Here is a 26,373-nt window from a genome sequence, read left to right on the forward strand (position 1 = left end):
TTAAAATTACTTGAAGGAGATGGAAAGTTTTCTTACTTATGAACCCGAACCTACGCTAACCGGTACCCAGCCTGGCACCGGCCATACGGCTACAGCACTAAAATGGATTACTGTATTAACCGTTGACCAATACACTTGACTTTTCCAATACTTTATCACTCCATTTACGCAAAGCGGCAGTAAAGTAGATATAGATGTAAAATTTAAAATCCACAGCACAGAAAATAGTCCACTGGATGAAACCAAACCGCAATACAAAAATGCCAAAGAAGCAGCTAAGCAATTAGGGTTGAATTTTGAGGAAGAGTAAGGTAGATAACGTATTCTCCTCGAAACGCTTTATTTCTCACAACCCTTTTACTTCCGGCTAATTTTCACCGGAAATAAGCGAAAATCATTTAAGTTGAGCGCGTATAAAAAACCTTCCCAGTGCACGATGGGTACTAAACCGGTAGGCTGGGAGCCGTTGTTATTAAATATGGAAAGCAATGCATTACCCATATAGGCAACATTCCGGATTCCCAGGCAGGTAGAAACGTATTGCAAAAAACCTTCTTTTTCTAAATCAGAAGAAGTATATCCAATTTCTCTAGAGATAAGGTTACCCGCAGCATCTTCTTTATAATATAATAATTTGGCGCTAGTGTCGATGGAAATATCGGGTATGGTTAATTGGGGAATATTCCGTTCCGGAGTTCCCGGGGTGAAAATCGGACCTGGTGGAGAAATAGCTCTCACCATTTCTATTTTCCGGTATTCTTCCAGGTTATGTTTGTTTTTGAAGGCTCTTGATTTTTCCGGTAACGACGTTGTTCTCCCATTGCGGTACGGCGAAGCAGCAATATTTTCCCGTTGCAGAAATACATCCAGAATGACCGTGAACGTATTAATAAAATGATCGGTATTCCGGAGATGAAAAATCTCTAACTCGTAGCCTCGTTTTTTGCCTTCGAGGTAGTCGTGAATAGTTTGCGTTTTTTCGTAAACGGCTTTTATTTTAACTTCGTGCGGGGTGCCTTTATAGCGGTTACATAAATGATGCAGTTCCTTTAAACGAGCTTTGGAGTCACGGACGTAGGTAACTTCTTTTACATCCACATCCGGTTTTGTTCCCACTACTATCCGATCTTCCGATGCCTCGCTCCTAGTAAAAAGGGAACGCATAAATTGTATCATTTAGTAAGTAATCTTTTCAGGTGCAGCGTTTCTATTTCGACTTGTATCTTTTCCGATTCTTTTAATTGCTCCAAATAAGCATCCAGCTTTTGCAGGTATAAATCCAAAATAGCGTCCTGCTCTAACGTCAGAACGCTTTCTGGTTTGAGCTCCCGGTTATTTTCTCCGTTCGCCATTATTCAATTTCAATTTGTTTCGATTTTCCAAAAGTACCCACAATTTTACGGTTGAGTTCTTCCTGCACGGCGGCTAATTCTTTCACGGCCTCGGTCCGCTTCCGGGCGCCTTCTTCGGATATTTTAATCACCGCGTCCAAAGTTTCTACCATATCGCGGTTTACTTTTTTCAGGGTTTCCACGTCTACGATGCCGCGCTCATTTTCCTGGGCGGCCGTAACCACGTTGGTTTTTAAGAGTTGGGCATTTTTGAGCAGCATTTCGTTGGTAGTATCCGTTACTTTTTTCTGAATTTCCAGGGCTTTTCGCTGTTTTTCCAACCCTAAAGCAATGGCTACTTGTTGCCGCCAAACCGGAATTACCGTTACAATCGAATTCTGGATTTTCTGGGCCAGCACATCGTTGGTGGTCTGAATCATCCGGATCTGCGGCATGGATTGGGTAGCAATGGTGTGCGACAGCCGGAAATCGTGTACTTTCTTTTCCAAGCGTTCTTTAAAGCCAATCATATCGCTGAGGCGCTGCACGGCAATTTCATCCTGGTTGCTGTTTTCTACTTCGGCTTGCAGCTTCGGAATAATTTCGTTTTCGATTTCCGCAATTTTCATGGTGCCGGCCGCAATTACCGCCCGTACCTCGTAAATGTACTCTACCGCTTGTTTAAACATTACTTCCAGGCTGGTAGAATCCTTTAAAACACTTTGCCGCGTTTTTTCCAATTTCAAAACCACGTCGTCTACGTTTTCGGAAATGGTGTTATACTGGCTGGCAATTCTTTTAGACTTATCGGCAATTTTTTTCACGAAAGGCAACTTCGAAAAGAAACCCGGCTTTTCCGATTCGTCTACCTTAATCATGTTAATTTGGGCTAGCAATTCGTTTATTGCTTCGCCGGCATCGCCCGAATCTTTTACCTTTACTTTGGTAAGCAGCTCGTTCGAATAATTTCCGAGTTTACGTTGGGTATCAACCCCAAAGTTGTTCAGGCTTTCGGGCTTAGTAGGATCAATGGCTTTCGAGATAGCCAGCGCTTTTTGCTGGATTAACTCTTTATTTTCGGCAATGGAGATATCGGTTTCTTCCATAGTATTTATTTCATAATAGGTTGTAGTGGTTTAAAGTAACAGCGCTCAGGTATTTTTTAATGTTTTCGTGCCGTTCATTGGTTTCGTACCATTCAATTTCGTTTAAAGGCAGGTAATCGCCTAATAAACCTTGTACTTCTTTCAGTAAGGCTTCTCCTTTGCGGGTTCTGAATTCCGGATTTCGGTAATCCGCGCTGAGATACTGCACTTTTACTTGTCCGCTTTGAGTAATAGCCAGTTCCTTCACTTCCACTACTAGTTCCGAAGACTTATTACTACCATTGGTAATTACGGTTTTGTACACTCCTTTATTGCCTTCTTCTAAAGCGGCAATACATTTTTCCCGGACCTCCCGCACTGCCCGCCGCAATAGTGGCTTCGGCCGAATGTGATGACCATATATATAGCCCAGTATTGCTCCTATAATTAATAACAAAAAAGCTCCCATAAATTTTTAATTTTAACAGAGTACCAGTTTATTTATATACGCGAAACGATGCTAAGCGGCCAAGCATTGTCCTCACCTCAACTATATCTTGTACGGTACTGTACTGGCCGCAACAGCTTCTGGTTAAACCTAACTGGTATTTGGTTTTCTGGCAACCTTTTAAACCAACTCCCAGAAAATAGCCTAACCTACCCTTACCAGATTCCTTTTATTTACTTAAATATGAACAAATTATTTTACTAAAATTTTATCTAAGTATAAACTTTTCACTCAAAGATATTCGTCGAATTAAATGGGAACAATTGCCGGGCGTTTACCGGGTACGAATTACCGGTAAAAAGAGGATTCCATCGGTGAGTATTTTCAATAAAGCAGGAAGAAAAAATTAGGCGCTTATATAAAGCCTAATTAAAATAAAAAATGCAAATCTTTCCGATTTGCATTTCGCGGCTTTGCCATTCCTTACCATCCCTCTGTTTACCAAAATTTTAAAGAAAGCATCCGTAAAATTAATGGCTAAAAACTCTTTTAAATTTCTATTTTGAGGTCGAAAGTAATTCCTGTTCTTTAGGCTCGGTTGGTGCGGTTACCTGCTCTATTTTGCCCACTAAAAATAAATAAGAACAGGCTCCAATTAACCCTAAAGTACCGATAAAAATTAAAGCGGGTTTAAAATCACCGCCTTTTACCAGAAAACCTATGACAATAGGAACGACAATAGAGGCCAGATTACCCATAAAATTAAAAACACCGCCGGTTAAACCAATTAAATGCTTGGGTGATAAAATAGAAACAAAAACCCAGGAAATTAAAGCCATACCAGCGCCAAAGAAAGCGAGCGCCATAAAGAATATAATGGCGGCCGTACCGGTACTATAATTGGCGCCAACAATGCTGGCCGAAACTATTAAGCCAATAATAATAGGCGTTTTGCGGGCCATTCCAATAGATTTACCTTGCCGGATTAAGTAATCGGAAACAAAGCCCGATAAAAGCAAACCAGCACAAGCGGCCAGAAAAGGAATAGAAGCCAGGTAGCCCGTTTTAATAAAGTTTAAACCCCGGTATTGAACCAGGTAAGTAGGAAACCAGGTAAGAAAAAACCACAACATGGCGTTCATGGCGAACTGCCCGATGTAAACTCCCCACAAATTACGGTTGGCAATTACTTGTTTTAAGTTTTCCCACTTCCAGATGGAAGGCTGACCAGCCGCAACTTTTTTCCCTTCGATCAATCCGCCGCCTTTTTGAATATAATTTAGTTCTTCCTGGTTTACGCGCGGATGTTCCAGGGGATCGCGATACAAGAAATACCAGATTACTCCCCACAACAAGCCCACCAGACCGGTTGTTACAAATAAACCTTTCCAGCCAAAATAATACTGAATCGTTACTAATACCGGGGTGAAAAATGCTAAGCCGATAAATTGCCCGGAAACGTAAAGGGCAATGGCCGAAGCTCGCTCGTGGTTGGGAAACCAGCTGGTAACAATCCGGTTATTAATCGGGTAAGAAGGCGCTTCGAACGCGCCGGTAGCCAAACGCAAACCAAATAAACTCACAAACCCACGGGCAAAACCCTGGCATAAAGTTGCTACCGACCACGTAATTAAACACAAAGCATATAACACCCGCGGGCCAATTTTATCGGCTAGCAGCCCTCCCGGAATTTGCAAAATAGCGTAGGTCCAACCAAAAGCAGAAAAAATCAAACCCATCTCCACGGTGGATAAATTCAAATCTTTGCTCAAAGTAGCCGCGGCAACCGAAAGGTTGCTGCGATCTAAATAATTAATCATAACGTTGATAAACACCAACGCCAGCATGGCATAACGAATTCGGGTTTTTCGGGTATTGCCACTTAGGTTTTCCATGGAGAAGAGCTTGCTTTAGACACTTAAATTTTAAATTAACGGCACAGTAGTAATGAACCGATAGTAGAATACAGAATAAGGAAATCAGGCATTTAAGATTACGTTAGAAGCAACCGAAAAAGCTTTACTATCCTCTTAAATTAACGGGCCGTCCAGCCACCATCTACGGTAAGCATGGAGCCTACCATATAACTACCGGCTTCACTCGCCAGAAAAATGGCAGCCCCCTGAATTTCGCGCATTTCGCCCCAACGACCCAGGGCGGTAGCCCCTACCACAAACTTTTTACCTTCTTCGGTATCGGCAATGGGAATGTTCATTTCGGTGAGAAAAGGTCCCGGACAAATGGCATTTACGTTGATATTAAAAGGGGCTAGTTCTAAGGCTAAGGCCCGGGTCATTTGTACGACGGCTCCCTTGCTCGAAGCATAAGGTGTCCGGTTCGATAAACCCACTAAACCCAAGGTACTAGCCAGGTTAATAATACTACCGCGGTTATTTTTTTTCATGTAGGGAGTAACGGCTCGGCAGCACAACCAGGTACCGTTTACATTTACCTCCATTACTTTGTTAAAATCCGCAGGAGTTACTTCGTCAATAGCACCCCGAATATTTATACCGGCACTATTAATTAAAATATCTATCCGGCCAAAGGTGTCCATCGCGACAGATGCCATGGCTTCAGTTTGTTCCTGGTTAGTAATATCGGCGCTAAAGGAAATAGCCGGTACGCCAAAATCCTGGCTCAACTCTTCGGCAGCTTTGGCGCCTTCTTCCGCATTCCGGTTTACCAGCATTACCTTAGCCCCCGCCGAAGCCAAACCGGCTGCCATAGCTAAACCTAAACCCTTAGAACCACCGGTTATAATGGCAGCTTTACCGCTTAAATCAAATTGTTTAATTCCGGGAAGTAGTTCGTTACGCATGGAGGATTGTTAAATTGTATGTATGTGATGGAGAATGTATTTTAGTTGTTGCTTTTGAATAATTTCTAAATCAATGAAAATTTCCATCCGTCATTAGTGTTTACTGAAAAGTAAATTTCTCTTCTAAGCGCCAGTACTGGCTCACTACTACCGGAAGGGATTGTTAAGTACTTTGCTTTTAACTAAAAAGCTGGATAATTATAATCTTACGGAGTTTTTGCTGTAAGCCAAACAGGCGAGGATGTTGTTTTCTTCGGCAGCTAACCGTTCCTCGGGAGTGAGTTGCGAAACTCGTGGTAAACCGGTAGTGTATTTATGCTGTCTTACCATCCGCAGGGTACGGGCCAATTCGGTGCCGGGTACTCCCGAAAAAGTTGCCCAGTAATCATCTTTCAGGCACGGAATTTCCAAGGGATCGCGGGTAATCATTTCCAGGTTAAAAGTTACGTTAGGATTATGCTGCCGGCAAAGCGCCATTATTTTAGGTAAATCCAGAATGCCTTTACCTAAAGGCACTTCGGATAGCAAGAAACCATCCGGATATTCGTCGACCCCCATATCCTTTACGTGGGTACTAAAAACATAGGGCACCAAGGTTTTAATAACCGCCATAGGATCTTCGAGTAAAGAAATACTATTACCAAAATCCAGAGTAACACCAATCCATTCGCTGTTAACTTGTTTTAATAAAGCTTCCAACTCCTTTGCGCGCCAATCTTTATGGTTTTCAACGGCTAACTTCATTTTATGCTTCCGCAATATGGGCTCGGCTAATTGTAAAGAACTGAGCGCATTCTTCTGCAGTTCGGCAAAATCTTCGGCGGAGTGGTAAGTTTCGTAACGACGGCCGCTGGAGCATACGGTCCGGAGCACCTGCATACCTGCTTCTTTGGCGTTTTTAACTTCTTGCTCAAAAGCCGCTACCTCTTCCGTTTTTTTAGGTACGCCAATTGAACCTTCTATATAAAGCCCTAACTTCTCGCGCCGGTCCCGTACTTTTTTAGCGAAATCGTTTGTCCAGTCTTTTACCACTACTTGCACCCCACCCGCCCCTATTTTATGGCAATGTTCTATAAGATCCACGGCATCAGCAAAGCCGGGATATTTCGCACTGGGCGTTTTGGAGTTCCAGCGGCTGCCGTACGAATGCACCACAATACCCATCGGGATATCTTTAAAAAGAGAGGTAATGGTACCTGGGATAGACATCGCCAACGCGCCGACCGAAGCTTTATGTAAAAAGTCTCTTCTATTCATTAGTTTAAGCATTAGATTTGATTTTGGCAAAAGTTTATTCCTCAAATTAAAAATCGGTAAATACATCAGGTATCTAATCCACTTTAATAGAAGCAAGTATTCTGAAAAATAAGCTAAAAATCAACTACTTAGCTTCCGCGGCTTTTGTTTCCAGAACGTACTTTTTCAACTCTTCGGATTTCCAGGGTACCACCCGGCCCTGCGACGTTAAACGGGTAGCACCAACTGTGCGCTTGCCTACCGGACCCGCGTTATTCCCCCATTCGTTCCGGATATAAGTTAAAATAGCCGTAATAGAAGCATCGTCCATGGTAGAATGGGCCGGCATTACGGGTAATATTTCGGGGGCATCGTAAACTTTGCCGGTTACTTCCACGGGGCCTTCCATGCCGTGTAAAACTATTAACGCTAATCGCTTTTCATCGCCTAAAACCCAGTCGGAGCCAACCAGTGGCGGCGCAAAACGGTTTAAACCTGCTCCGTTAGTTCCATGGCAACCCGCACAAGTAGTAAGAAAATGCTGGCGCCCTAGAGCGAATAACTGTTGCTGCTCTTCGTTTAAAAGATTGGTTTTCGTTGCGTTTTCGTTAGCTGCCGGAACTGTATGGCCAGGCCATTGAAACAATTTAATTAATGTTGCTAGACGGGTAGGATCTATTTCCCGGGATGATTTGGTGAAGATAGCTGGGGCCGAAGTTAGCTGGATTGGTGGTGTTTTGGCATTACTGCCGCTCATCGACAAGCCAGTGAGCACCGCATTTGTTCTCCAAGATAATGCTTTATTATTTTTATTTAGTAAAGTTAAAAGCTCCGCTAACTCACCGGAATCCCGCTTTTTTATGATAGCTGTAGCTAACATTTCCAGAAAAATTTCTTTCGCCGGTTCAGCCGTTTGCCAGGCAGGTACTTGCCACAGTTTTTGCAAAAAAGCAAATTCCTGATTAGGTAAACTGCTTAGTACCGCATCCCGGATTAAGGCCGAGGAACCATACTTTTCGACAATACCCGCTAATAAGGTGTGGGCTACTTTCTGGTCGAGGCTGGAGGCAGATAGTGCTATTTGCAGAATTTGTTCCATCGGTGCGTTTTCCCATTCCTGCAAAAGTTTCTTTCCTAATTGTTCCTGAACTGTTTTATTTTTCTGCGCAATTGGCTCCAGTAATCGTAAGGCAGTAGTCCGAATTAGTGGATTTTGGTCGGCTACCAGGCTGAGCAGTAAATTTGGGTTTTCTTTTTTTAATCCGGATAGGGTCCATAAAGCGTGAAAGCGCCCTAAGTCATTCTCGCCTTTAGTGGCTAAAGCCATTAATGCTGATTCTGCGCCCGGGTCGTTGCGTTCTACGAGAAGGCGCTGGGCCATATCCCGGTACCAGCCGTTTGGGTGCGACAAATACGTTACAAGTTCTAAAGTAGTGGCCGTTGAAAGTTGCGGAGTTTTAGACAAGCTGCCTTTCTCCGGCACAATCCGCCAAATGCGGCCCCGGTGAATGGGCTGCACCAGCTTCCGGCTAAGCGTTTGCTCCTTTAAGTAGGGGGTAATATACGCTCCGTGCTGCACTAATCCGCGGTACATATCGGCGATGTAAAGGGCGCCATCCGGCCCGGTTGTTAAATGGACCGGCCGGAAACGTTCGTCGGTAGATGCCAGAAATTCTTTACCCGGGTGCGGATCGTGCGCCGAAAGCGTAATTCCGTTTTCTTCTACCACGTTGCGTTTAATCAAATTCCCCGAAGGTTCGCACACAAAAACATTGCTGTAATATTCTTTGGGCAAGGCCGTGCCCCGGTATACGTGCGGCGAGCAAGCGGCCGTAAATTCGAGTAAGCGACCTTCTTTATCTAAAGTACCGGGTATGTACCCCCGGTTCACGGCCGGATTCGGCCGGATGGGATAAATGCGACGGTCAACGGTTAGGCCGTGGTCAATGCCGGTGGTAGGTTTATGATTTTTGTTCCGGCTAAGGTAATTAGGCGGCACTAAATCGGCGTGTAACTGCGACCAATTGTAATTGTAGTATAAGCGGCCTTCATCGTCCTGACTAATGCCCCACTGCCCACGGAACTCGGTACTATCCCGCAACCACTTTCCGTTTTCCAGGCGGTAACGCAAACGGGATTTAGCGTTGTAATACCAGTTATCCGAATCGCGCCAGAGTCCATTGCCGGAATGTTCCGGTAAAGGGCTACCCGCGTAAGTAGAATCAATCAGGGTTTTCGTATCCGCTTTTAAATCGTTGTTTAAATCTTGGGTAAGCCATAAAGAACCATTTTCCGCGACTAAAGCCCCGCCGGGAACAAAAGTCAGCGCTCGAGGCATAATCAGGCTATCGAGGTAAACCGTGCTCCTATCCATGTGGCCGTCGCCGTTGGTATCTTGCAGTATTGATACGCGGCCTATTTTTTCTTTTTCCCCGGTTCCGTCAATCGTGGGCATAAAACCGCGCATTTCTACGGTCCAGAGTCGGCCATCGGCATCGAAGGCAATTACTACCGGATCCTGCACCATTGGCTCGGAAGCAACTAATTGAATTTTTAAACCAGGCTCTAATTGAAAAGTAATTAGTTCTTCGGCCGGAGTTTTAGCCGGAGAAGGGCCTTCGTCCGGCTTATTGGTGGTACCCGGATTCACGCAGGCAGTAAGCCCCCAAAAGCCCAGACCTAAAAAGCAAATTAAATAAATGCGCTTCCCCATAGTAGCTGAAATTGCTTTACTTACATACATGCCTTCACTAATTAGGTGTATAAGCCCCTTAAACTGGTATACTCGCCGGCGAATGAGTTAGTTGAAGCGTTTTTATCTCTCCCGAATGCCAAACAACTAATTTCCCATTCTCGAAAACTTCTACCTATTCTATCACCTTATTAAAACTGCTCCAATCAAAAAGGCAACTTTATTTTTTAATAAATTCTCTCTTTACAATTTAAAAATTATACTTGCTCTTGACCATAAGCAACCAGAAGCAAGTACAATTTATGGCTGGGTAAAATGACTTTATTTTAAACCATGGTTGGGTCGGGATGAACGTAGGGTTGGCGGTAAGGTTTTTTTAACAAGGCCGTAGCTTCGGGGTCGCCTACCACTTCTCTTTTTTTCGGGTCATAAACCAGCGGGCGACCTACTTGCATGGAAATATTGGCTAAAAGGCAACTGGCCGTAGAGATGTGCCCTTCTTCAATATCGGCTACTGGACGGCTACCTTTTTCAATGGCCGCCAGGAAGTCCAGCATGTGCCGGCGAGTGGCCGGAGCGGCGTTTAACTCAATTTTTGGTTCGGTTGGTTCGGTTACATCTTCGGGGTACTTTTCCTTTTCGTACAGCACATCCAAGTGAATTTTCTTGCCTTCACTACCTTCGCCCTGCGGAACAAAATCGCACTGCATGGTGGAGGCAAATAAAGTACCTTTATCGCCGTACAAAGTAAGCGACCACGGATAATCAGGGTTGGCCGGCGTACCCCAGCTCCGGTGCGTCCAGACGCAGTTCAGGCCATCGTACTCAAATAGAGCCGACTGAGTATCCGAGATATTAGATTTTCCTTCTTTCTGTACGTAAATACCACCCGTAGAACTAATCTTCTTGGGCCAGCCAAGATTCAGCATCCACCGTGCTGTATCAAACATGTGAATACACATATCGCCCATAATACCGTTGCCGTATTCCATGAAAGTACGCCACCACCGCACGTGCGGCAAGCCGTCGTAAGGACGGAGCGGAGCCGGTCCGGTCCACATCTCATAATCTAAAAAGGCAGGTACCGGTTGTTCGGGCGGGTTGCCATTGGCGCGCATGTGAAAATAGCAACACATTTCTACGTGCGATACTTTACCGAGTAAACCGGCATCCACAATATTTTTCTTCGCATCAATTAAGTGCGGAGTACTTTTGCGTTGGGTACCTACTTGTACTACTTTGTTATATTTGCGGGCCGCAGCTACCATGGCCTCGCCTTCTATTACATCTTTGCTAATGGGCTTTTGCACGTACACGTGGGCACCCGCTTTTACAGCATCAATGGTTTGCAGCGCATGCCAATGGTCCGGCGTACCAATAACCACAATATCTAATTTATTTTCGGCTAATAGTTTACGGTAATCGCCGTAGAGTTTCGGTTTCTTCTTTGATTGTTGGCGTTGGCTTACCAGTTCGGCGGCCTTTTCCAGCATGTTCTTGTCCACATCGCACAAAGCCACCACGTTTACCGGAGCTACCTGAATTAGGCGGAGCAAATCGCTTTTACCGTACCAACCCGTACCAATTAGAGCCACTCTGAGAGGCTTAGCCGGATTAGTGAAATTCATACCTTGAGCCCCCAAAGCCGTTAGGGCCAGCGATGCCGTTGCTCCTTTTAAGAAACGACGCCGGTTAAATGTAAAATCACTCATGTAAATATAGGTTTAAGGTTAGTAGAAGCACATTCCGGTAAAGCCTGTTAAGTAGAGCAAAAAATCAAGCTAAAAGGTAATTTCTACAGGCTTCCAACGAGCAATATACAAATATTCTGGATAGCACAAAGCGAATAACAATAGATTATGAATTTAAGAATACTGTAGGTCAAGCTTGTAGAAAAGTAGAAAGAAGAGAAGAGAGAAACAACAATTTTCCACGCTAATTCACGACAAGTTTTTACTTGAAAAATTCAAATAACCAGTCATTAACGAGATTTTAAATTAGACTTCTAGGTTATTTCACTTGATATTTTAACTTTACTCTATTGTTCTTCTAAAAAATAGAATAGATACTTGAAAAATTCTTAATACTTAGAGAATATAATTATCTTAATTAAAATTATTTAATTTTTAGGATGTTTTTTACGGAATACTATTTTAAGTATTAAAACTTATTACTTAAATTTAGGAATGAAAATAATTTAATAGAGAATTTTTCTATTAGCTTATATTTAAAAACAGTTTATAATTACGATAATCAATAATTTCTTTTATGTTCTAATACACTCCTTCCCGGCCATTCTGGCTCAAAAATCAACCTAATTTTATTGTAATTTCTGCTAATATATTTTACGCCTTATTATTAATCATCCATGAAAAAAAAATTTTACCCACTACTTTGGTGCTTTTTCTTCTTAGGATTTATTCCTATCCTTTCTCATGCTCAAACCGAACAAGATGCCTTAATGATGGGCGAACGAAAGTTGTGCGTCGCGGGCTCCGTTGGCTATAATAGCTGGACCAATTACTGGGAAGGCACTTTTAAACGTGATAACGAAAATATAGGCCGGGTATCTACCAAATCGGCCATGTTAATGCTGAACTATGGTATTAAGAGTAATCTAAATATTTTGGCTTCCCTGCCTTACATGAAAACTAAAGCAACGCAAGGTACCTTAAGTGGTTTAGGCGGTTTTCAGGATGTGGGCGTTTTTGTGAAATGGCTGCCCTGGCAAAAACAGTTCGGTCGTCAAACCGTTTCGTTGTTTGCCGTAGGCGGTTATTCTACACCTTCTAATAAGTACAATATTGATTTATTACCCATGTGTATTGGTTTAGGCAGCAATATTCTGAGTGGCCGCTTAATAGCCGATGTGCGGGTAAGTAACTTTAATCTTACCTTATCGGGCGCTTACCTGCATCGGAGCAACGTAGAAATTGATCGTTCGGCTTACTACACCGATCACCAGATTAATTCACACGAAGTAAAAATGCCCGATGCCGGTAACTTTCAACTGCGTACTGGTTACCGCAGCCGGTTGTTAATTGCAGAAGCTTTCGTGGATAATATGACTACTTTCGGCGGTTTTGATATCCGGAAAAATGATATGCCTTTTGTGAGCAATCAGATGAATAGCACGAAAGTGGGCCTGGAAGCCAAACATTATTTAGCGAAACTACCCTCTTTAGGTTTTCACGCGAATGCCTGGCGCACATTGGCGGGCCGGAATGTTGGCCAGGCTACTGGCTTTATGGCCGGTGTGGATTATATATTTGATTTTTCTCCGAAAACTGCAAAAAATTAGCTATCGTTAAATGAAAAAGATTTTCACCCTTCTGCTTTCCGGCATTTGCTTTACTTACCTGATTTCCTGCGATAAAGACATCACCGAAAGTAATGCTGGCTATCCCGCTCTACAACCCGTTAAAACCGATGCCGAAGCCGGTAATTGGTCACCGTTTATTGTTTCTTCTCCGGCGGATTTTCCGGTTCCTGCCCCGCAACCTACTTCTTCCTCGGCTTATCAGCAAGAATTACAAGAGGTTAAGCAACTCTCTTCTAACTTAACCGACGAACAAAAGCGCATTATTAATTACTGGAAAGCAGGAAGTGTGCTGCGTTGGAACGAAATTATGCGAAATTTAGTGGCCAAACATAATCTACCACCTTACCAAAAAGAAGACAATACGTACCCGGTACCTAGTGCGGCAAATCCTTTTGCTTATCCTACTTTTCCTTTTTCAAATCCGCCTTATGCGGCCCGGGCTTACGCTTACGTGAGCGTGGCCCAATACGACGGCTTAGTAATGGCCCATCATTTTAAAGATGAATTTAAGCGTTCGGCTCCTTACCAGGTAGATAATTCTTTAAATCCGGCCATTCCAAAAAGCGAATTAGCCGCTTATCCTTCGGAAGATGCCGTTGTGGCGGGCGCTTCCTTCGAAATGATGAAACTTTTATTTCCGGCGGATATTGCTTACATCACCAAAATGGCGGAAGAAGAAAAAAGTTACCGTTTATGGAGCGGAGCCAACGTGCGCAGTGATATTGTAGCCGGCGATTCTTTGGGTCGTTGGGTAGCTCGTAAAGTAATTCAAAGAGCCAAAACGGACGGTATGGGAACAGCGGGCGGTAACCCGGCACTTTGGACTAAGTTAGAAGACGATTGCAAAGCTAAAGGCGAAACTCCCTGGTATTCGCTGGAATTCCCGAAGCGGCCTCCTATGTTACCGGCCTTTGGCAACGTGAAACCTTTATTGTTTAGCCCTACCGAAGTACCTGCAATCCGGCCGGCGGCTCCCCCATCTGCCAATTCAGAACAAATGCGTAAGGAATTAGACGAAGTCTTAAGTTATACTCAAAATCCTACCCGTGAGCGGATGCGCATTGTTAATTTTTGGGCGGATGGCGCGGGCACGTATACTCCTCCCGGACATTGGAATGCCATTGCTACCGACGAATTTGTGAAGCACCAGTACAGCGAGGTGCGCTGGGCGCGTAATTACGCATTATTAAACGCTTCCTTAATGGATGCGGCTATTTTATGCTGGAACACCAAGTATTTCTACTTTAATGCTCGTCCTTGCCAGCTAGACCCGAAAATTAAAACTTTAACCGGCGTGCCTAATTTCCCGGCATATATTTCCGGGCACTCCACTTTTAGCGGAGCCGCCGCCACGGTTTTAGGTTATTTAATTCCGGCTCGTGCCGGAGAATTTCAGGCGATGGCACAAGAAGCATCTAACTCCCGAATGTACGGGGGAATACATTATCGCTCCGACTGCCAGGCCGGCTTAGAAACCGGTCATAAAATTGCTAGTTACGCCGTTGAACGCGCAAAAGTAGACGGCGCCAATTAATTATTTAAGTTCTTAAAATAAAATCCCCTTCTAAGGATTGAACTTTAGAAGGGGATTTTTTATGCTTTTTCCGGTAAGGTACCCGGCTGTTTGTGTTTTAACGGCAAAGTTCTGGCTTCGGACTACTTAGTTACACTAGCAGTTTCTCATGGAAGCTTAAAAAGGCTAGATGAGGTAACTTTGATTAATTATTATCAGATAAAACATAATCCTTTTTAAAGAGGAAAATTAACTTTCAAATAAACCAAACTGCTTCCGGATCTACTGAAATAAAAATAATATTACCCTTTTTGAAATCCCGTGCTTCCGTTTTAACCTTAATAGTTAAACCCAATAAAGCTACTTCCAGCAGGTAATAACTTCCAAAAAAGCTTACTTTTTTTACTTTCGCGGCAAGTCCCCTACCTACAGCAGAAACAATTTTAAAACTTTCCGGCCGGATAAGCATATTTTTCTCTTTTTCCTTTATTCCTGGATTTTCAGTTAAAACCTTGGCTTTTGTTGAGGGCAGCAAATTGTAATCGCCGAATAAACCCGCCGTATAAACATTTACCGGTTGCCGGTAGATCTGTTCGGGTGTACCTCGCTGAATAACTTTTCCGGCTTGCATGACGAGTATTTCATCGGCCCACGCAAGCGTATCCTGAGGGTCGTGCGAGATAAGAATACAGGTTATTTGCAAACTTTCACTAATGTCCCGGATAACGGCTTTTAATATATTCTTATGCACCATATCCAGGTTAGAAAAAGGCTCGTCGAGTAATAGAAGTTGAGGTCCCGAAAGAAGCAAACGAGCCAAGGCAATCCGCTGCCGCTCCCCGCCCGACAAGTGTTCGGTACGCTTTGGTAACAGGTGCGTGATGCGACAAACTTCGTATAAGTTTTCGGCCTCTCCCGGCCCTAGCTTATTAGCGTATTGTAAAACTTGTTCTACCCGTAAAAAGCGGGGCAACTCAAACTGCTGCGACAAGTAAACAATCCCCGGATGTCCCGGAATTAAGTGTTCCTGCGGACCTTTCACGCGTTTCTGTGCAAAGCGCACTTCACCGGAACTAGGCTGCACCAGTCCCGCAATGGTTTGCAGCAAAGTACTTTTCCCTGAACCCGTTTCGCCGGCAATAGCTATTTTCTGCCGCTTTTCTTGCGAAAAACTAATATCCTGCAAAACCCAACTGCCTGCCTCTTGTAAATGAATGCCCGATACTTGTAAAAGTGTTTTAGCCGCCGTTACTTTCTTAGGCGGGGTTACTTGATGCATAATTAAAAAGGAAAATTTCCCGTAATAATCCGGATTTTCTAACAGAGATAAATTGTTTTTTTACTCTTTGCGGCTCCTTAGTCCAAGTAACCAGTCTTTTAATTTTTAGATACGGAATATCTCTACCACCTACTTCCCAGGTTGCGGATCTAAATGGCTACTTTCATTACTCCGATCAGGAAATAATTATTCAGTAAATAATTAGTGAATTCTGATTCAAAAATTCAAGCCCAAATGTAAGATTTAACCGTAGAAACTAACCGGATTGTTAGTAATCTTGCGCTATAACTCCTGCAAATAGTAACTGCTTTTATGAAATTCAAAGGTAATCGCCTGCTTCTCTTTTTTGCTGCTTAAGTTTAAGCTGCGCCCGACCCGAGGTTAATACAAAAAACACTAATATCTTACCCGCTTCTGCTTTACAACCTTATGGCAGATACGTAGTGAACCAAGAGCAAAATGTAGAACTAATAAGCTCGGCTGTGCATTTTGGTTTTAGTTTTGAGGGAGAAGAATGTCAGATATATGCCACTATCCCTAATCCTGAAGGGCATAACTATTTGCAGTATGAGCTGGATGGGGTATATCAAAAAAGAATTAAAATAAGCGGCAACTCGCAAGAACCTATTCGCATTACAGCTCCGGGAGCAGGTACTCACACGATTTGGATTTACAAAGCTACTGAAGCGCATACCGGTCCGATTGGGATTCAAAAAATTGCCGCTAAAAACATAAAATCTATCAAAAAGCCGACTCAGCCGTTAATAGAATTTATTGGCAATAGTATTACCTGCGGAGCGGCAGCGGATCCTTCGGAAGTACCTTGTGGCACCGGGGTTTACCACGACCAGCACAACGCTTACATGGCTTATGGGCCTAGGGTAGCCCGTAGTTTAGGAGCTAACTTTATATTGAGCAGTGTAAGCGGAATTGGCATCTATCGTAACTGGAATAGCAACGGACCCACCATGCCACAAGTATATGAGAAGCTAGACTTTCAGGATCAGAATTCAAAACTTTGGCAATTTGCCACTTTTACGCCCCAAGTGGTAAGCATTGCTTTGGGTACGAACGACTTCAGCAAGGGCGACGGTAAAAAGGAAAGATTACCTTTTGATAGTGCCAGCTTTGTGAGCACTTACATTAGGTTTGTACAAGTAGTAAAAACGAAATATCCGCGGGCGCAAATAGCTCTTTTAAGCAGTCCAATGGTAAACGGCTCCAACCGAACCCTTCTGCAAAATTGCCTCACTGCCGTAAAACAAAGCACCGACACTTCCTATCCAGCCGATAAACCCGTAGCCTTGTATTTTTTCCGGCCTATGCAAGCCCGGGGTTGTAGTGGACATCCGAATGTAGAAGATCACGCTATTTTAGCAGCCGAACTAGAACCATTTTTTAAGCAATTATTGCTGTAAAGGAGTATAGAAGATTTATCCAACCAGAGTTATCAAAAACCTCTTAGTGAACTAATTAGTATTACTAAGTAGCTTTTTAGGAGAATTTTGAATAGCATCGTACACCACCGGACCGAAAAAAGCCAGATTTTCTAGAATACAGGTCATGCTGTAGAATTTTTTCGGATCAACGTCCGGATGCTCCGCCATAGCAACCAGGATATTATCTAAAGCGTTCTGGAATTTATAATTAAAATCTTCTTTGGTTATTTCCATGTAAAATTAAGGTTAGCTACTATTACCTTTCCCATTATGTAAAGGATAAAATTACCGGAATAGTGCCCGATAAAAAATATGAAAGGCGTAATTGCGCCAAAAGGTTTTAGAGCAAATCTACTCTTAATGAAAATCCAACTTAGGTAAAGTTCAAAGAAGATTTCACGTTATTTTTGGTGATTCAGATAGATTAGCAATTTTTTTGCAATGAAAAACCATCTTACTATATACTAAAATTTACGGACCTGCTCTTCCAGTTATCTTTCTTTCATTAACCTTTTCGTAGAGTTTCAGCTTTTTCGGCTGCCAGTAAATCGGATTTTGCCGGTGAAACAGGTAATGCTTCCATCCGTTTAATCATTTCTGCTTTACTGGCAAGAAAAGCTGCTTGATTTTTTGGTTAACGGGTTCTGCTAAAGGTAATTTAACGCGTAAGGCATCTACTTGTTTGCCATTTTTCCAGAGGCGGTAACACAAATGCGGCCCCGTAGAAAGGCCTGTACTGCCCACATAGCCAATGGTTTGTCCTTGCGCAACACTTCGGCCGCGCCGAATACCTTTCGCGAACCGGGATAGATGCAAATATTGAGTAGTAAAGGTTTTGTTGTGTTGAATTTTTACGTAATACCCATTGCCAAAATTATAAGCTGCCTCTACTATTTTACCTTCGCCTACGCTGCGGATGGGGGTGCCCCGAGGAGCGGCAAAGTCCGTTCCTAGATGCGCTTTAAAGCGTTTCTGTACCGGGTGAAAGCGGCTCATGGTGTACCGGGAACTAATCCGAGTGTATTCCAAAGGCTCTTTCAGGAAAGCCTTTTTAAAGCTTTTGCCATCCTGATCGAAATAGCTGATGCCTTTGCCCTGATCAAAGCCAATGGCGTAAAGCGGTTGACCACTATGTTCGAAAAAAGCAGCTTTTAGAATTCCGTAGCCAATACTATTACTATTTACCAGCTTTTCCTCATAAATTAATTTAAACTGATCGCCGGGTTGCAAATGATTCAGGTTTAGCCGCCAAGCGTAGATATCGGCTAATTGATTTACCAACTGCGCCGATCCGCCGGCCGCCAGCACCGACTCATATAACGACCCTTTGATTTCACCAGCCAGTTCCCGCTCAACTACTTTAATTTCCCGTTCATGGCGCGTTACCGCTAAGTCTCCCCGCAAATCGTATATCACGTAGTCCGAATTACTTGGTTCGTAGATAAAATACTGGGCGGTTTGAGCGGAATCAAGAGTATGCAAGAGTACGTAGGGACGCTGGGATTGAATGCGCCGAACGTTAAAAACAGATTTAGCTTTTTGGGCCAGGTTATGTACCGTAGTGGGAGAAATATTATAATGCGTTAAAATATCCGATATACTCTCGCCTCGCTCAATGGTTCCTTCTACAATGGCTAAAGAATCGGTAGCTATTCCGAATACTATTGGAGCCAGCTTTTTTATTTCTTTTGCAGCCACCGGAAGTTTTTGGGCGGTAGGGGCGGAAGGCTGTAGCTTAGTAAGGACTCGAGTTATATCAAAGTTTAGGGTCTGAGCAGCAGAAAAAAAGATGAGAAAAGATAATGCGATTAGGATGACCAGACCTTTATTACGTTTGAACATTAGTTATACACCTTGGTTAAAAATTAATAAAGAAGGCGCAAAACTAGGTTCTTACGTTTAGAAATAAAAATTTTAAGCAGCACAATAATCTTCGTTTAAATAGGTTGTAGCCACTACATATAGCTATTTTTATTCAGTTTAAGAAAAACCTGAGGTTTACTGATCCTTTATAATCATCTGTTAGTTAGCTATTTGCCTCCTTAAACCCGGCAAGCCTCCTTTGACAAACTAAATCTCGGAAAAATGCTTATTGAGGAAAATAATTGAGAAAAATAAAAATTCAAAACGTATTAATTTTATCAATCTGTTGTAAATAATGTGTAATAATACGTTCACTCTTTAGCTAATTGGCTTGTTTTAGTTTCTCCACAAAGGCTTCCATGCGCTCATAGTGAGAACCTTTCCAGAAGACCCGGCCGCAACTCTGGCATTGATGAAATTCCTGAAAATAGCGTTTCGTTTTGGGTAGTAATTTTTCCAATATGCTTTCCTTTGGTACCAAACTTAAAGTACCATTACAAACCAAACAACGGGTAAATGGTTGAATAACCGGCAGAAGGTGGAAATAAGCAAGCACTTCAGCGAGTTGCTTTTCCGGATGCTGCGAACGTAGCCAATATCCCCATAGCACAGCTTTGTGTTTTAACAAGCCCACATCGCGGGTAAGAATAATGCGTTCTTCCATTACAGATAGCTGCACAATCGTTTTATCGTCGTAGTCGGTACGGTAAAGCGTATCAAAGCCCAGTAGCCGCAGGCTTTTGACTAATTTGCCTAAGTGTACATCCAGAATAAATTTATTCCAAACCGGTAAAGTAGCTTGCCGGGAATACGCCGCGAAATGAACATTATATAATCCGGCCGGATAAACCGATACAGTATCGTTTAATTGAAGAAGATAATAGAAATCTTCTGGTTTACCGTTTACTAAAATTACATCTACCTCTGGATGGGGCACTCCTAGTGCTTCTATGGCATCTTTTACGGCCGGGGTACCACTAAATGAGTGAAAAACAACTATTGCTTTTTGGGAAGAAGGCAGAAAATCATTCAGGTTACCGAAAAAATGAAAGTAAGCTGTTTTATCCATCCTCCTTTAGCGACTAATTCCCTTTTAGGCATTAACCGATTACTTTATCCTTATCCGCTAAAAATTGAAAAAATACTGGATAAAGTAAGCTGATAGAAAAGGAATAAAAATTAAGATACCGCAAACCAAGCTTGCCAGGGTATGCGGCTAAGAATAAGCAAAAGGCCCAAACCATAAAAAACAAAAATGCTTCGGAAACGCGCTTTACCTATTTTTAAACGTTTGGCCCGCGCGTACCCAACTGTTATGAGCACGACCGCGAGAACCATAGTAAGCGGATGTTCCAGGATATACAACCGGGAAGTAGCGTCTTTCATGGCAGCCCCCGACGCGTTGGCGGCACCCAGAGGAGAAACGAAATATAAAACTAAACCAATTACCCATTGCAAATGCGTGGGAATCAATCCAAGTAAAGCACGTTTCCGGTCTTTATCGACGAAAGGCCGGTTTTGCATCCAACCTCCCAGCGCCGTGAAAATGCTAAATAACAAGCCTAATAAAACCAGGTAAGCTAAATAAGAATGCAAGTGTTGTAATCCGGTGTACATACGTTTTGAAATTAAAAATTTTATCCGCAACTAAAATCAGCATCTAATGAATAACGCCTCAATATTAGTTATTTTTTTACGAAATCTGCATCCGGCAATAATTTGAAGCGCGTCTAAAAGAAAGTTACTTTATTACAGCTATTTAAATTCTAAAAAATAAGTTTAAGGAATGAATGAGTTTATCCACCTAAAATTTATTTTATTTCAGGTAATTAAAACTAAAATAAAGGCCAAAAAACTTTTTTGAGAAATATAGCTTGTTTAATAAGCTGGAGATATTACTTTTGCAAATAAAACAAGTAGTAACTTGTAAAATTAAAATGTTAGATTTTTCGCCAATCCCTTTTCTTACCTTTAAGATTATTTGTTGTAGCTAGGCACCCGAAGGTCTTAGCTATTAACGGTTGGCTTTCCACTCTATTTTGCCCGTGTAACCGGCGCTTTCTCATTAAACTAAACTTTTACTATTACTTCTGGCTTTATTAAAGCAGAGGAAGAAACAGGCCTTATTCTGTTTCTACTTTATTTTATTTAAATCTTCTATATAAAATCATGATAACTACTGATATATGCATTATTGGTGCCGGTCCCGTGGGCTTATTTGCCGTTTTTGAAGCCGGATTATTAAAAATGCGTTGCCACTTAATAGATGCTCTCCCTCAGGTGGGCGGCCAATTATCGGAAATTTACCCGCAAAAACCCATCTACGATATTCCTGGCTTTCCGGCAATTAATGCCCAGGATTTAGTCAATAACCTTTTAGATCAGATTAACCCTTTTCATCCTACTTTCACCTTAGGCGAACGCGTAGAAAAACTGGCTCGCCAGGAAGATGGTTCTTACTTATTAACTTCCAACGAAAATACCCAGATTCACTGCCAGGTAGTAGTAATTGCGGCCGGACTAGGCTCTTTCGAGCCCCGTAAACCAGCCGTAGAGCGGTTAGAAGATTTTGAAGGCAAAGGCGTAGCCTACATGATAAAAAATCCGGAGTTGTTTCGGGATAAACGCATTGTTTTAGCTGGCGGTGGCGATTCCGCCCTGGATTGGACCTTATTTTTATCGGAAATAGCCCGGGAAGTTACCTTAGTCCACCGGGGCGAAACCTTCCGGGGCGCACCGGATTCTGCGGAAAAAGTATTTACTCTCGCGGAACAAGGCCGGATTAATTTAATTCTGAATGCGAATGTTACCGCTTTAAACGGCAATGGTCATTTAAAAGAAATTTCAGTAGCCCGGAAAGATAAAATAGTATCCAGCCTAGATGTAGATTATTTTATACCCCTTTTTGGTTTAACTCCTAAACTGGGCCCCATTGCCGACTGGAATTTAGCCATTGATAAATCAGCCATTGAAGTAAATACCCAGGATTTTTCGACGAATGTAGAACGAATTTACGCTATCGGGGACATTAATACGTATCCGGGTAAGCTAAAGCTAATTTTATGCGGATTTCACGAAGCGGCTCTAATGGCGCAAAGTGCTTTTAAGTACGTTTTCCCGGCTCAAAAATTGAGTTTTAAATACACCACCGTGAATGGTATTCATGCCTTATAATTTGTTTACTGTAATATGATTCACTTAACCATAGAAGACCGGGATGGGAACCGCCAGGACATTGAAATACCGGAAGGCATTAATCTTTCTCTGATGGAAGTGTTAAAAGCTTCGGAATACGATATTTTAGCTACTTGCGGCGGTATGGGAATTTGTGCTACCTGCCACGTACAGGTTTTAGAAGCTCCCAACTCCTTACCTCCTGTTAATGATACTGAATTGGATATGCTCGATACCTTACCCGAAGCCGGTCCGGATAGCCGTTTATCTTGCCAGCTGCGGGTAAATGAAGACATGGAAGGAGCTATTTTTAAGATAAAAGGAGAATCGAATTAGTAAAACGCTCCCGTTAAAACAAAAATGCCAAAGATACACTTTGGCATTTTTGTTTTTTATCACCTTAATTAAAGCAAATTTTAATCTATTAGGACTCCCGCACTAAGTCCTAGTTATATGGCTGCTTTTTACGGATAAATTATCTTATCCATGGCCTAAACAATACAGATTAGTAGCTGGCCCCGTTACACAATTTACAAAATCTCTAAAAAATAATAAAGTCAAACTTTTTAAAGCACTAAAGTAATACGGTACGCACAACGGCGGGCACCTTCCAAAATATGATCTACGCGTTTTACCTCTACTTCACTGCCTAATACCTGCTTTAAAATGCGTAATTCCGACCGGCAAATAACGGGATTAGCCGTAGCGGCTGCACATATTGGGCAATGATTTTCGACTAATAAATAACCAAATTCATCTTTTTGCCAAGACGCAATATATCCTTCCTGGTGGCGGATGGTAGCAAAGCGATTAATTTTTTCTTCTAAGCTATGGCAATCTTTTAATGCTTCGGCATACCGGGAAAAAACTTCTTCGCCCCGCCGATCAATAATTTGTTCTAAAACTTGTTCGCCCAGCTCGGCTTTAATGGTATTTAGTAATTGCACCGACAAGTTGTCGTGGGTATTAGGAAAGCGCGCATTACCTGCCGCCGTTAAACTCCAGTTTAATGTAGGCCGTCCCACCCCTTTCGCTTCGGAAGTAGCTTGTACTAAACCTTCTTCGGCTAATTTTAAAAGATGCAAACGGGCACCTTCGCCGGTCATTCCTAAAACTTGGGCAAGACTTCCGGCTGTTTTCGGTCCCTCGGTTTTTAGCACCTTCAATATTTTTTCAATAGCCGATTGAGAGCTGACAGAACTACTTTCCAAGTAATTACTTGTTTTATTCATTATTGTGATAACTTTGCCTCACTTTATACACCAGACCGGATAAATTGCAAATATACTTTAATTAAAGAGAGCCGTTGGGTATTCAACTATTATTAAACAAGGAACAAGAAACAAAGTAAAAGGGTGCTTAATTGAATACATTTTTATTTTGTCTGATACATTTAAGATCAACATTCAGACGGTTAAATCTTTCGGTTAAGCAAACTTACCCAATTTATATTTACTTTTGCGTCAAATTCATTTGCCAGTACCCTTACTTTTTACGAAGTACGGAGCAGAATAGTCGAATCCGGGAGTTTATTTTGCAACCTATTACTTGGAATATTTGTTAATTATGTAACTAATCAGAAATATTATGATTACTGTATCCTCAAAAGCAAAAGAATATATCGGCCAGTTAATGGCAAAAGAACGTAAAGATACTGATACCTTTGTGCGGGTGGGCGTGAAAGGCGGTGGCTGCTCAGGTTTAGAGTATCAGCTGCAATTTGATTCAGAAAAAAAAGAAACCGACGAGGAATTTCTGGACAAAGACATCAAAGTAATAGTGGACCGCAAAAGTCTGCTTTATTTATTTGGTACCGAACTGGATTATTCGGATGGCCTGAATGGTAAAGGCTTGTTTTTTAATAATCCTAATGCTTCCCGGACTTGTAGTTGCGGGGAAAGCTTTGCGGTATAAACAATATTTTAAACTGGCAGCATGAAAGATAGTAATGAAATAATTAACGACTTTGCCACCAAGGAATACGAGTATGGCTTTGTCACCGATATAGAAATGGATATTGCTCCGGCCGGATTGGACGAAGACATTATTCATTTTATTTCTAATAAAAAAAACGAACCATCCTGGTTACTTGACTGGCGATTAAAAGGTTATCAAGCTTTTCAGAAAGAGTCTATGCCGCAATGGCAGAATTTTGAAATGCCGGAATTTGATTTCCAGAAGATTTCCTACTATGCCGCTCCAAAGAACAAGAAAAAATACGAAAGTCTGGATGAAGTAGATCCGGAGTTATTAGCCACTTTCGCTAAACTGGGAATTCCTTTATCGGAACAAAAAACTTTGGCTGGGGTAGCGGTAGATGCGGTTTTTGATAGTATTTCGGTTGCGACTACTTATAAAGAAAAGCTAAAAGAACTTGGTGTAATTTTCTGTTCTATCAGCGAAGCCGTGCAGGAACAACCGGAACTGGTAAAGAAATACCTGGGCTCCGTAGTGCCGCATTCCGATAATATTTTTGCGGCTCTTAATACGGCCGTATTTTCCGATGGCTCTTTTGTGTACATTCCGAAAGGTGTTCGCTGCCCGATGGAGTTATCTACTTATTTCCGGATTAACAGCCAAAATACCGGCCAATTCGAGCGCACTTTAATTATTGCCGACGAAGGCAGTTATGTAAGTTACCTGGAAGGCTGCACCGCTCCTATGCGCGACGAAAACCAGTTACACGCAGCTGTTGTGGAATTGATTGCTCTGGGAAATGCGGAAATCAAATATTCTACGGTACAAAATTGGTATCCCGGCGATAAGGACGGCAAAGGTGGTATTTATAACTTTGTAACTAAACGTGGTATATGCAAAGGAGCCAATGCCAAAATTTCCTGGACGCAGGTAGAAACCGGTTCGGCCATTACCTGGAAATATCCCAGCGTTATTCTGCAAGGCGATAATTCCAGCGGTGAGTTTTATTCGGTGGCGGTAACCGGTAACCGGCAAATTGCGGATACGGGTACTAAAATGTACCATTTAGGTAAAAATACCAAAAGCCGGATTATTTCTAAAGGTATTTCCGCAGGTCAAAGTAATAACAGTTACCGGGGTTTGGTGCAAATTGGATCCAAAGCCGATAATTCCCGCAACTTTACCCAGTGTGATTCTTTGCTGATTGGCAGCCATTGCGGCGCCCATACGTTTCCTTATATCGAAACGAAGAATAGCACCGCGATGGTGGAACACGAAGCTACGACTTCTAAAATCGGGGAAGATCAGATCTTTTATTTGAATCAAAGAGGAATTGATACCGAGAAAGCAGTAGCGCTAATCGTAAACGGATACGCGAAAGAAGTTTTAAATCAACTGCCGATGGAATTTGCGGTAGAAGCACAAAAATTATTGTCTATTACCCTCGAAGGTAGCGTGGGTTAATACTAAATAAATAATAAATAAATGCTAAGCATTAGAAATTTGCACGCCGAAGTAGAAGGCAAAAAGATTTTAAAAGGAATAAACTTAGAAGTTAAGGCCGGAGAGATTCACGCCATCATGGGTCCAAATGGTTCCGGTAAAAGCTCCCTCTCGTCCGTTTTGGCGGGCCGGGAAACGTACGAGGTAACCGAAGGCGAAGTACTTTTTGATGGCAAAGATTTACTGGATATGGCACCCGAAATCCGGGCCCGGGAAGGTTTGTTTATGGCTTTCCAGTATCCGGTTGAAATTCCGGGCGTATCTAATATCAACTTTCTGCGTACGGCTTTAAACGAAATCCGCGAATACCGCGGATTACCCCAGTTGGAAGCAAAAGAATTTTTAAAACTCACGAAAGAAAAACAAAAGCTGGTTGAGTTTCAATCCAAGTTGGTGAACCGTTCGTTAAACGAAGGATTCTCCGGCGGAGAAAAGAAGCGAAACGAAATTCTGCAATTAGCTATGCTGGAACCTAAGCTTTCTATAATGGACGAAACGGATTCCGGCTTAGATATAGATGCGTTGCGCATTGTAGCGAAAGGTGTCAACCAAATCCGCAATGAGCATAATGCTTTTATCTTAATTACGCACTACCAACGGCTTTTAGAATACATTGTACCCGATTATGTGCATGTATTGTACGATGGTCGCATTGTTAAGTCCGGCACCAAAGAACTGGCGCTGGAACTGGAAGAAAAAGGCTACGACTGGATAAAAGAAGAATTTAAAACGGAAGAAACAGCCCACTAA

At 42.5% G+C, this 26,373-nt stretch carries 23 protein-coding genes; 8 read left to right on the forward strand and 15 right to left on the reverse strand.

Going from position 1 to position 26,373, the window contains the following annotated elements; translation table 11 throughout:
• Positions 1 to 357: 357 nt before the first annotated feature.
• The 9 genes from AHMF7605_RS09240 to AHMF7605_RS09285 form a co-directional block, all read right to left on the reverse strand.
• Positions 358 to 1,164, reverse strand: a complete 807-nt coding sequence (locus AHMF7605_RS09240) for a hypothetical protein (RefSeq protein WP_146153555.1) — start codon at positions 1,162 to 1,164, stop codon at positions 358 to 360.
• A gap of 8 nt (positions 1,165 to 1,172) precedes the next feature.
• Positions 1,173 to 1,352: a hypothetical protein gene (locus tag AHMF7605_RS09245; protein ID WP_106928577.1), complete on the reverse strand. Its 180-nt coding sequence runs from the start codon at positions 1,350 to 1,352 to the stop codon at positions 1,173 to 1,175.
• Positions 1,352 to 2,437, reverse strand: coding sequence for a toxic anion resistance protein (locus AHMF7605_RS09250; protein WP_106928579.1), 1,086 nt, complete (start codon positions 2,435 to 2,437; stop codon positions 1,352 to 1,354). The genes AHMF7605_RS09245 and AHMF7605_RS09250 overlap by 1 nt, the downstream gene beginning before the upstream one ends.
• Before the next feature lie 10 nt (positions 2,438 to 2,447).
• Positions 2,448 to 2,885 (reverse strand): hypothetical protein, encoded by a 438-nt coding sequence (locus AHMF7605_RS09255; protein WP_233218993.1) that lies wholly within the window; start codon positions 2,883 to 2,885, stop codon positions 2,448 to 2,450.
• Positions 2,886 to 3,421: 536 nt separating this feature from the next.
• Positions 3,422 to 4,759 carry an MFS transporter gene (locus AHMF7605_RS09265; protein ID WP_106928583.1) on the reverse strand — a complete coding sequence of 446 codons (1,338 nt, stop codon included), beginning with the start codon at positions 4,757 to 4,759 and terminating at the stop codon, positions 3,422 to 3,424.
• 140 nt (positions 4,760 to 4,899) lie between these two features.
• On the reverse strand, positions 4,900 to 5,685 hold the full coding sequence (locus AHMF7605_RS09270) for an SDR family NAD(P)-dependent oxidoreductase (protein WP_106928586.1): 786 nt from the start codon (positions 5,683 to 5,685) through the stop codon (positions 4,900 to 4,902).
• A 198-nt stretch (positions 5,686 to 5,883) separates the two neighbouring features.
• Positions 5,884 to 6,942, reverse strand: a complete 1,059-nt coding sequence (locus AHMF7605_RS09275; protein WP_106928588.1) for a sugar phosphate isomerase/epimerase family protein — start codon at positions 6,940 to 6,942, stop codon at positions 5,884 to 5,886.
• A gap of 124 nt (positions 6,943 to 7,066) precedes the next feature.
• Positions 7,067 to 9,634 (reverse strand): DUF7133 domain-containing protein, encoded by a 2,568-nt coding sequence (locus tag AHMF7605_RS09280; protein ID WP_106933408.1) that lies wholly within the window; start codon positions 9,632 to 9,634, stop codon positions 7,067 to 7,069.
• Positions 9,635 to 9,939: 305 nt separating this feature from the next.
• A complete protein-coding gene (locus AHMF7605_RS09285) occupies positions 9,940 to 11,325 on the reverse strand; it encodes a Gfo/Idh/MocA family oxidoreductase (protein ID WP_106928590.1) in 1,386 nt (461 codons plus the stop codon).
• 656 nt (positions 11,326 to 11,981) lie between these two features.
• Between AHMF7605_RS09285 and AHMF7605_RS09290 the strand changes: the two genes are divergently transcribed.
• Together AHMF7605_RS09290 and AHMF7605_RS09295 are read left to right on the forward strand one after the other, a co-directional pair.
• Positions 11,982 to 12,914, forward strand: a complete 933-nt coding sequence (locus AHMF7605_RS09290) for a hypothetical protein (RefSeq protein WP_106928592.1) — start codon at positions 11,982 to 11,984, stop codon at positions 12,912 to 12,914.
• 10 nt (positions 12,915 to 12,924) lie between these two features.
• Positions 12,925 to 14,469 carry a phosphatase PAP2 family protein gene (locus tag AHMF7605_RS09295; protein WP_106928594.1) on the forward strand — a complete coding sequence of 515 codons (1,545 nt, stop codon included), beginning with the start codon at positions 12,925 to 12,927 and terminating at the stop codon, positions 14,467 to 14,469.
• A 235-nt stretch (positions 14,470 to 14,704) separates the two neighbouring features.
• Here the strand turns inward: AHMF7605_RS09295 and AHMF7605_RS09300 are convergent, their stop codons facing one another.
• Positions 14,705 to 15,727, reverse strand: a complete 1,023-nt coding sequence (locus AHMF7605_RS09300; RefSeq protein ID WP_106928596.1) for an ABC transporter ATP-binding protein — start codon at positions 15,725 to 15,727, stop codon at positions 14,705 to 14,707.
• A gap of 443 nt (positions 15,728 to 16,170) precedes the next feature.
• On the opposite strand from AHMF7605_RS09300, the gene AHMF7605_RS09305 reads away from it, so the two are divergent.
• Entirely contained in the window at positions 16,171 to 17,145 is a 975-nt protein-coding gene (locus AHMF7605_RS09305) for an SGNH/GDSL hydrolase family protein (protein ID WP_158267482.1), read from the forward strand.
• 51 nt (positions 17,146 to 17,196) lie between these two features.
• Here the strand turns inward: AHMF7605_RS09305 and AHMF7605_RS09310 are convergent, their stop codons facing one another.
• The 4 genes from AHMF7605_RS09310 to AHMF7605_RS09325 all read right to left on the reverse strand — a co-directional run bounded on the left by AHMF7605_RS09310 (position 17,197) and on the right by AHMF7605_RS09325 (position 20,646).
• Positions 17,197 to 17,400 (reverse strand): hypothetical protein, encoded by a 204-nt coding sequence (locus tag AHMF7605_RS09310; protein WP_106928601.1) that lies wholly within the window; start codon positions 17,398 to 17,400, stop codon positions 17,197 to 17,199.
• A 357-nt stretch (positions 17,401 to 17,757) separates the two neighbouring features.
• A complete protein-coding gene (locus AHMF7605_RS09315; protein WP_233218994.1) occupies positions 17,758 to 18,864 on the reverse strand; it encodes a peptidoglycan DD-metalloendopeptidase family protein in 1,107 nt (368 codons plus the stop codon).
• Positions 18,865 to 19,351: 487 nt separating this feature from the next.
• Positions 19,352 to 20,098, reverse strand: coding sequence for a Mut7-C RNAse domain-containing protein (locus tag AHMF7605_RS09320; protein ID WP_106928602.1), 747 nt, complete (start codon positions 20,096 to 20,098; stop codon positions 19,352 to 19,354).
• A gap of 110 nt (positions 20,099 to 20,208) precedes the next feature.
• Positions 20,209 to 20,646 carry a hypothetical protein gene (locus AHMF7605_RS09325; RefSeq protein ID WP_106928605.1) on the reverse strand — a complete coding sequence of 146 codons (438 nt, stop codon included), beginning with the start codon at positions 20,644 to 20,646 and terminating at the stop codon, positions 20,209 to 20,211.
• A 552-nt stretch (positions 20,647 to 21,198) separates the two neighbouring features.
• On the opposite strand from AHMF7605_RS09325, the gene AHMF7605_RS09330 reads away from it, so the two are divergent.
• Both AHMF7605_RS09330 and AHMF7605_RS09335 read left to right on the forward strand, forming a co-directional pair.
• Positions 21,199 to 22,203, forward strand: a complete 1,005-nt coding sequence (locus AHMF7605_RS09330) for an NAD(P)/FAD-dependent oxidoreductase (RefSeq protein ID WP_106928606.1) — start codon at positions 21,199 to 21,201, stop codon at positions 22,201 to 22,203.
• Between the two features lie 15 nt (positions 22,204 to 22,218).
• The gene (locus AHMF7605_RS09335; protein WP_106928608.1) at positions 22,219 to 22,539 is read left to right on the forward strand and encodes a 2Fe-2S iron-sulfur cluster-binding protein; all 321 of its coding nucleotides are present in this window, start codon (positions 22,219 to 22,221) and stop codon (positions 22,537 to 22,539) included.
• Between the two features lie 230 nt (positions 22,540 to 22,769).
• Here the strand turns inward: AHMF7605_RS09335 and AHMF7605_RS09340 are convergent, their stop codons facing one another.
• Positions 22,770 to 23,435 (reverse strand): helix-turn-helix transcriptional regulator, encoded by a 666-nt coding sequence (locus tag AHMF7605_RS09340; protein ID WP_106928610.1) that lies wholly within the window; start codon positions 23,433 to 23,435, stop codon positions 22,770 to 22,772.
• Positions 23,436 to 23,790: 355 nt separating this feature from the next.
• On the opposite strand from AHMF7605_RS09340, the gene AHMF7605_RS09345 reads away from it, so the two are divergent.
• The 3 genes from AHMF7605_RS09345 to sufC are packed head-to-tail and all read left to right on the forward strand — an operon-like array spanning position 23,791 to position 26,373.
• Positions 23,791 to 24,117: a HesB/IscA family protein gene (locus AHMF7605_RS09345; RefSeq protein ID WP_106928612.1), complete on the forward strand. Its 327-nt coding sequence runs from the start codon at positions 23,791 to 23,793 to the stop codon at positions 24,115 to 24,117.
• Positions 24,118 to 24,138: 21 nt separating this feature from the next.
• Positions 24,139 to 25,584, forward strand: a complete 1,446-nt coding sequence (sufB, locus tag AHMF7605_RS09350; protein ID WP_106928614.1) for a Fe-S cluster assembly protein SufB — start codon at positions 24,139 to 24,141, stop codon at positions 25,582 to 25,584.
• A gap of 21 nt (positions 25,585 to 25,605) precedes the next feature.
• Positions 25,606 to 26,373 carry a Fe-S cluster assembly ATPase SufC gene (sufC, locus tag AHMF7605_RS09355; protein WP_106928616.1) on the forward strand — a complete coding sequence of 256 codons (768 nt, stop codon included), beginning with the start codon at positions 25,606 to 25,608 and terminating at the stop codon, positions 26,371 to 26,373.

The organism is Adhaeribacter arboris (assembly GCF_003023845.1).
GTDB lineage: Bacteria > Bacteroidota > Bacteroidia > Cytophagales > Hymenobacteraceae > Adhaeribacter > Adhaeribacter arboris.

Coding starts and splice junctions, on each gene's coding strand:
- AHMF7605_RS09240 (WP_146153555.1), bottom strand. CDS start 1,164: ATGCGTTCCCTTTTTACTAGGAGCGAGGCATCGGAAGATCGGATAGTA.
- AHMF7605_RS09245 (WP_106928577.1), bottom strand. CDS start 1,352: ATGGCGAACGGAGAAAATAACCGGGAGCTCAAACCAGAAAGCGTTCTG.
- AHMF7605_RS09250 (WP_106928579.1), bottom strand. CDS start 2,437: ATGGAAGAAACCGATATCTCCATTGCCGAAAATAAAGAGTTAATCCAG.
- AHMF7605_RS09255 (WP_233218993.1), bottom strand. CDS start 2,885: ATGGGAGCTTTTTTGTTATTAATTATAGGAGCAATACTGGGCTATATA.
- AHMF7605_RS09265 (WP_106928583.1), bottom strand. CDS start 4,759: ATGGAAAACCTAAGTGGCAATACCCGAAAAACCCGAATTCGTTATGCC.
- AHMF7605_RS09270 (WP_106928586.1), bottom strand. CDS start 5,685: ATGCGTAACGAACTACTTCCCGGAATTAAACAATTTGATTTAAGCGGT.
- AHMF7605_RS09275 (WP_106928588.1), bottom strand. CDS start 6,942: ATGAATAGAAGAGACTTTTTACATAAAGCTTCGGTCGGCGCGTTGGCG.
- AHMF7605_RS09280 (WP_106933408.1), bottom strand. CDS start 9,634: ATGGGGAAGCGCATTTATTTAATTTGCTTTTTAGGTCTGGGCTTTTGG.
- AHMF7605_RS09285 (WP_106928590.1), bottom strand. CDS start 11,325: ATGAGTGATTTTACATTTAACCGGCGTCGTTTCTTAAAAGGAGCAACG.
- AHMF7605_RS09290 (WP_106928592.1), top strand. CDS start 11,982: ATGAAAAAAAAATTTTACCCACTACTTTGGTGCTTTTTCTTCTTAGGA.
- AHMF7605_RS09295 (WP_106928594.1), top strand. CDS start 12,925: ATGAAAAAGATTTTCACCCTTCTGCTTTCCGGCATTTGCTTTACTTAC.
- AHMF7605_RS09300 (WP_106928596.1), bottom strand. CDS start 15,727: ATGCATCAAGTAACCCCGCCTAAGAAAGTAACGGCGGCTAAAACACTT.
- AHMF7605_RS09310 (WP_106928601.1), bottom strand. CDS start 17,400: ATGGAAATAACCAAAGAAGATTTTAATTATAAATTCCAGAACGCTTTA.
- AHMF7605_RS09320 (WP_106928602.1), bottom strand. CDS start 20,098: ATGGATAAAACAGCTTACTTTCATTTTTTCGGTAACCTGAATGATTTT.
- AHMF7605_RS09325 (WP_106928605.1), bottom strand. CDS start 20,646: ATGTACACCGGATTACAACACTTGCATTCTTATTTAGCTTACCTGGTT.
- AHMF7605_RS09330 (WP_106928606.1), top strand. CDS start 21,199: ATGATAACTACTGATATATGCATTATTGGTGCCGGTCCCGTGGGCTTA.
- AHMF7605_RS09335 (WP_106928608.1), top strand. CDS start 22,219: ATGATTCACTTAACCATAGAAGACCGGGATGGGAACCGCCAGGACATT.
- AHMF7605_RS09340 (WP_106928610.1), bottom strand. CDS start 23,435: ATGAATAAAACAAGTAATTACTTGGAAAGTAGTTCTGTCAGCTCTCAA.
- AHMF7605_RS09345 (WP_106928612.1), top strand. CDS start 23,791: ATGATTACTGTATCCTCAAAAGCAAAAGAATATATCGGCCAGTTAATG.
- sufB (WP_106928614.1), top strand. CDS start 24,139: ATGAAAGATAGTAATGAAATAATTAACGACTTTGCCACCAAGGAATAC.
- sufC (WP_106928616.1), top strand. CDS start 25,606: ATGCTAAGCATTAGAAATTTGCACGCCGAAGTAGAAGGCAAAAAGATT.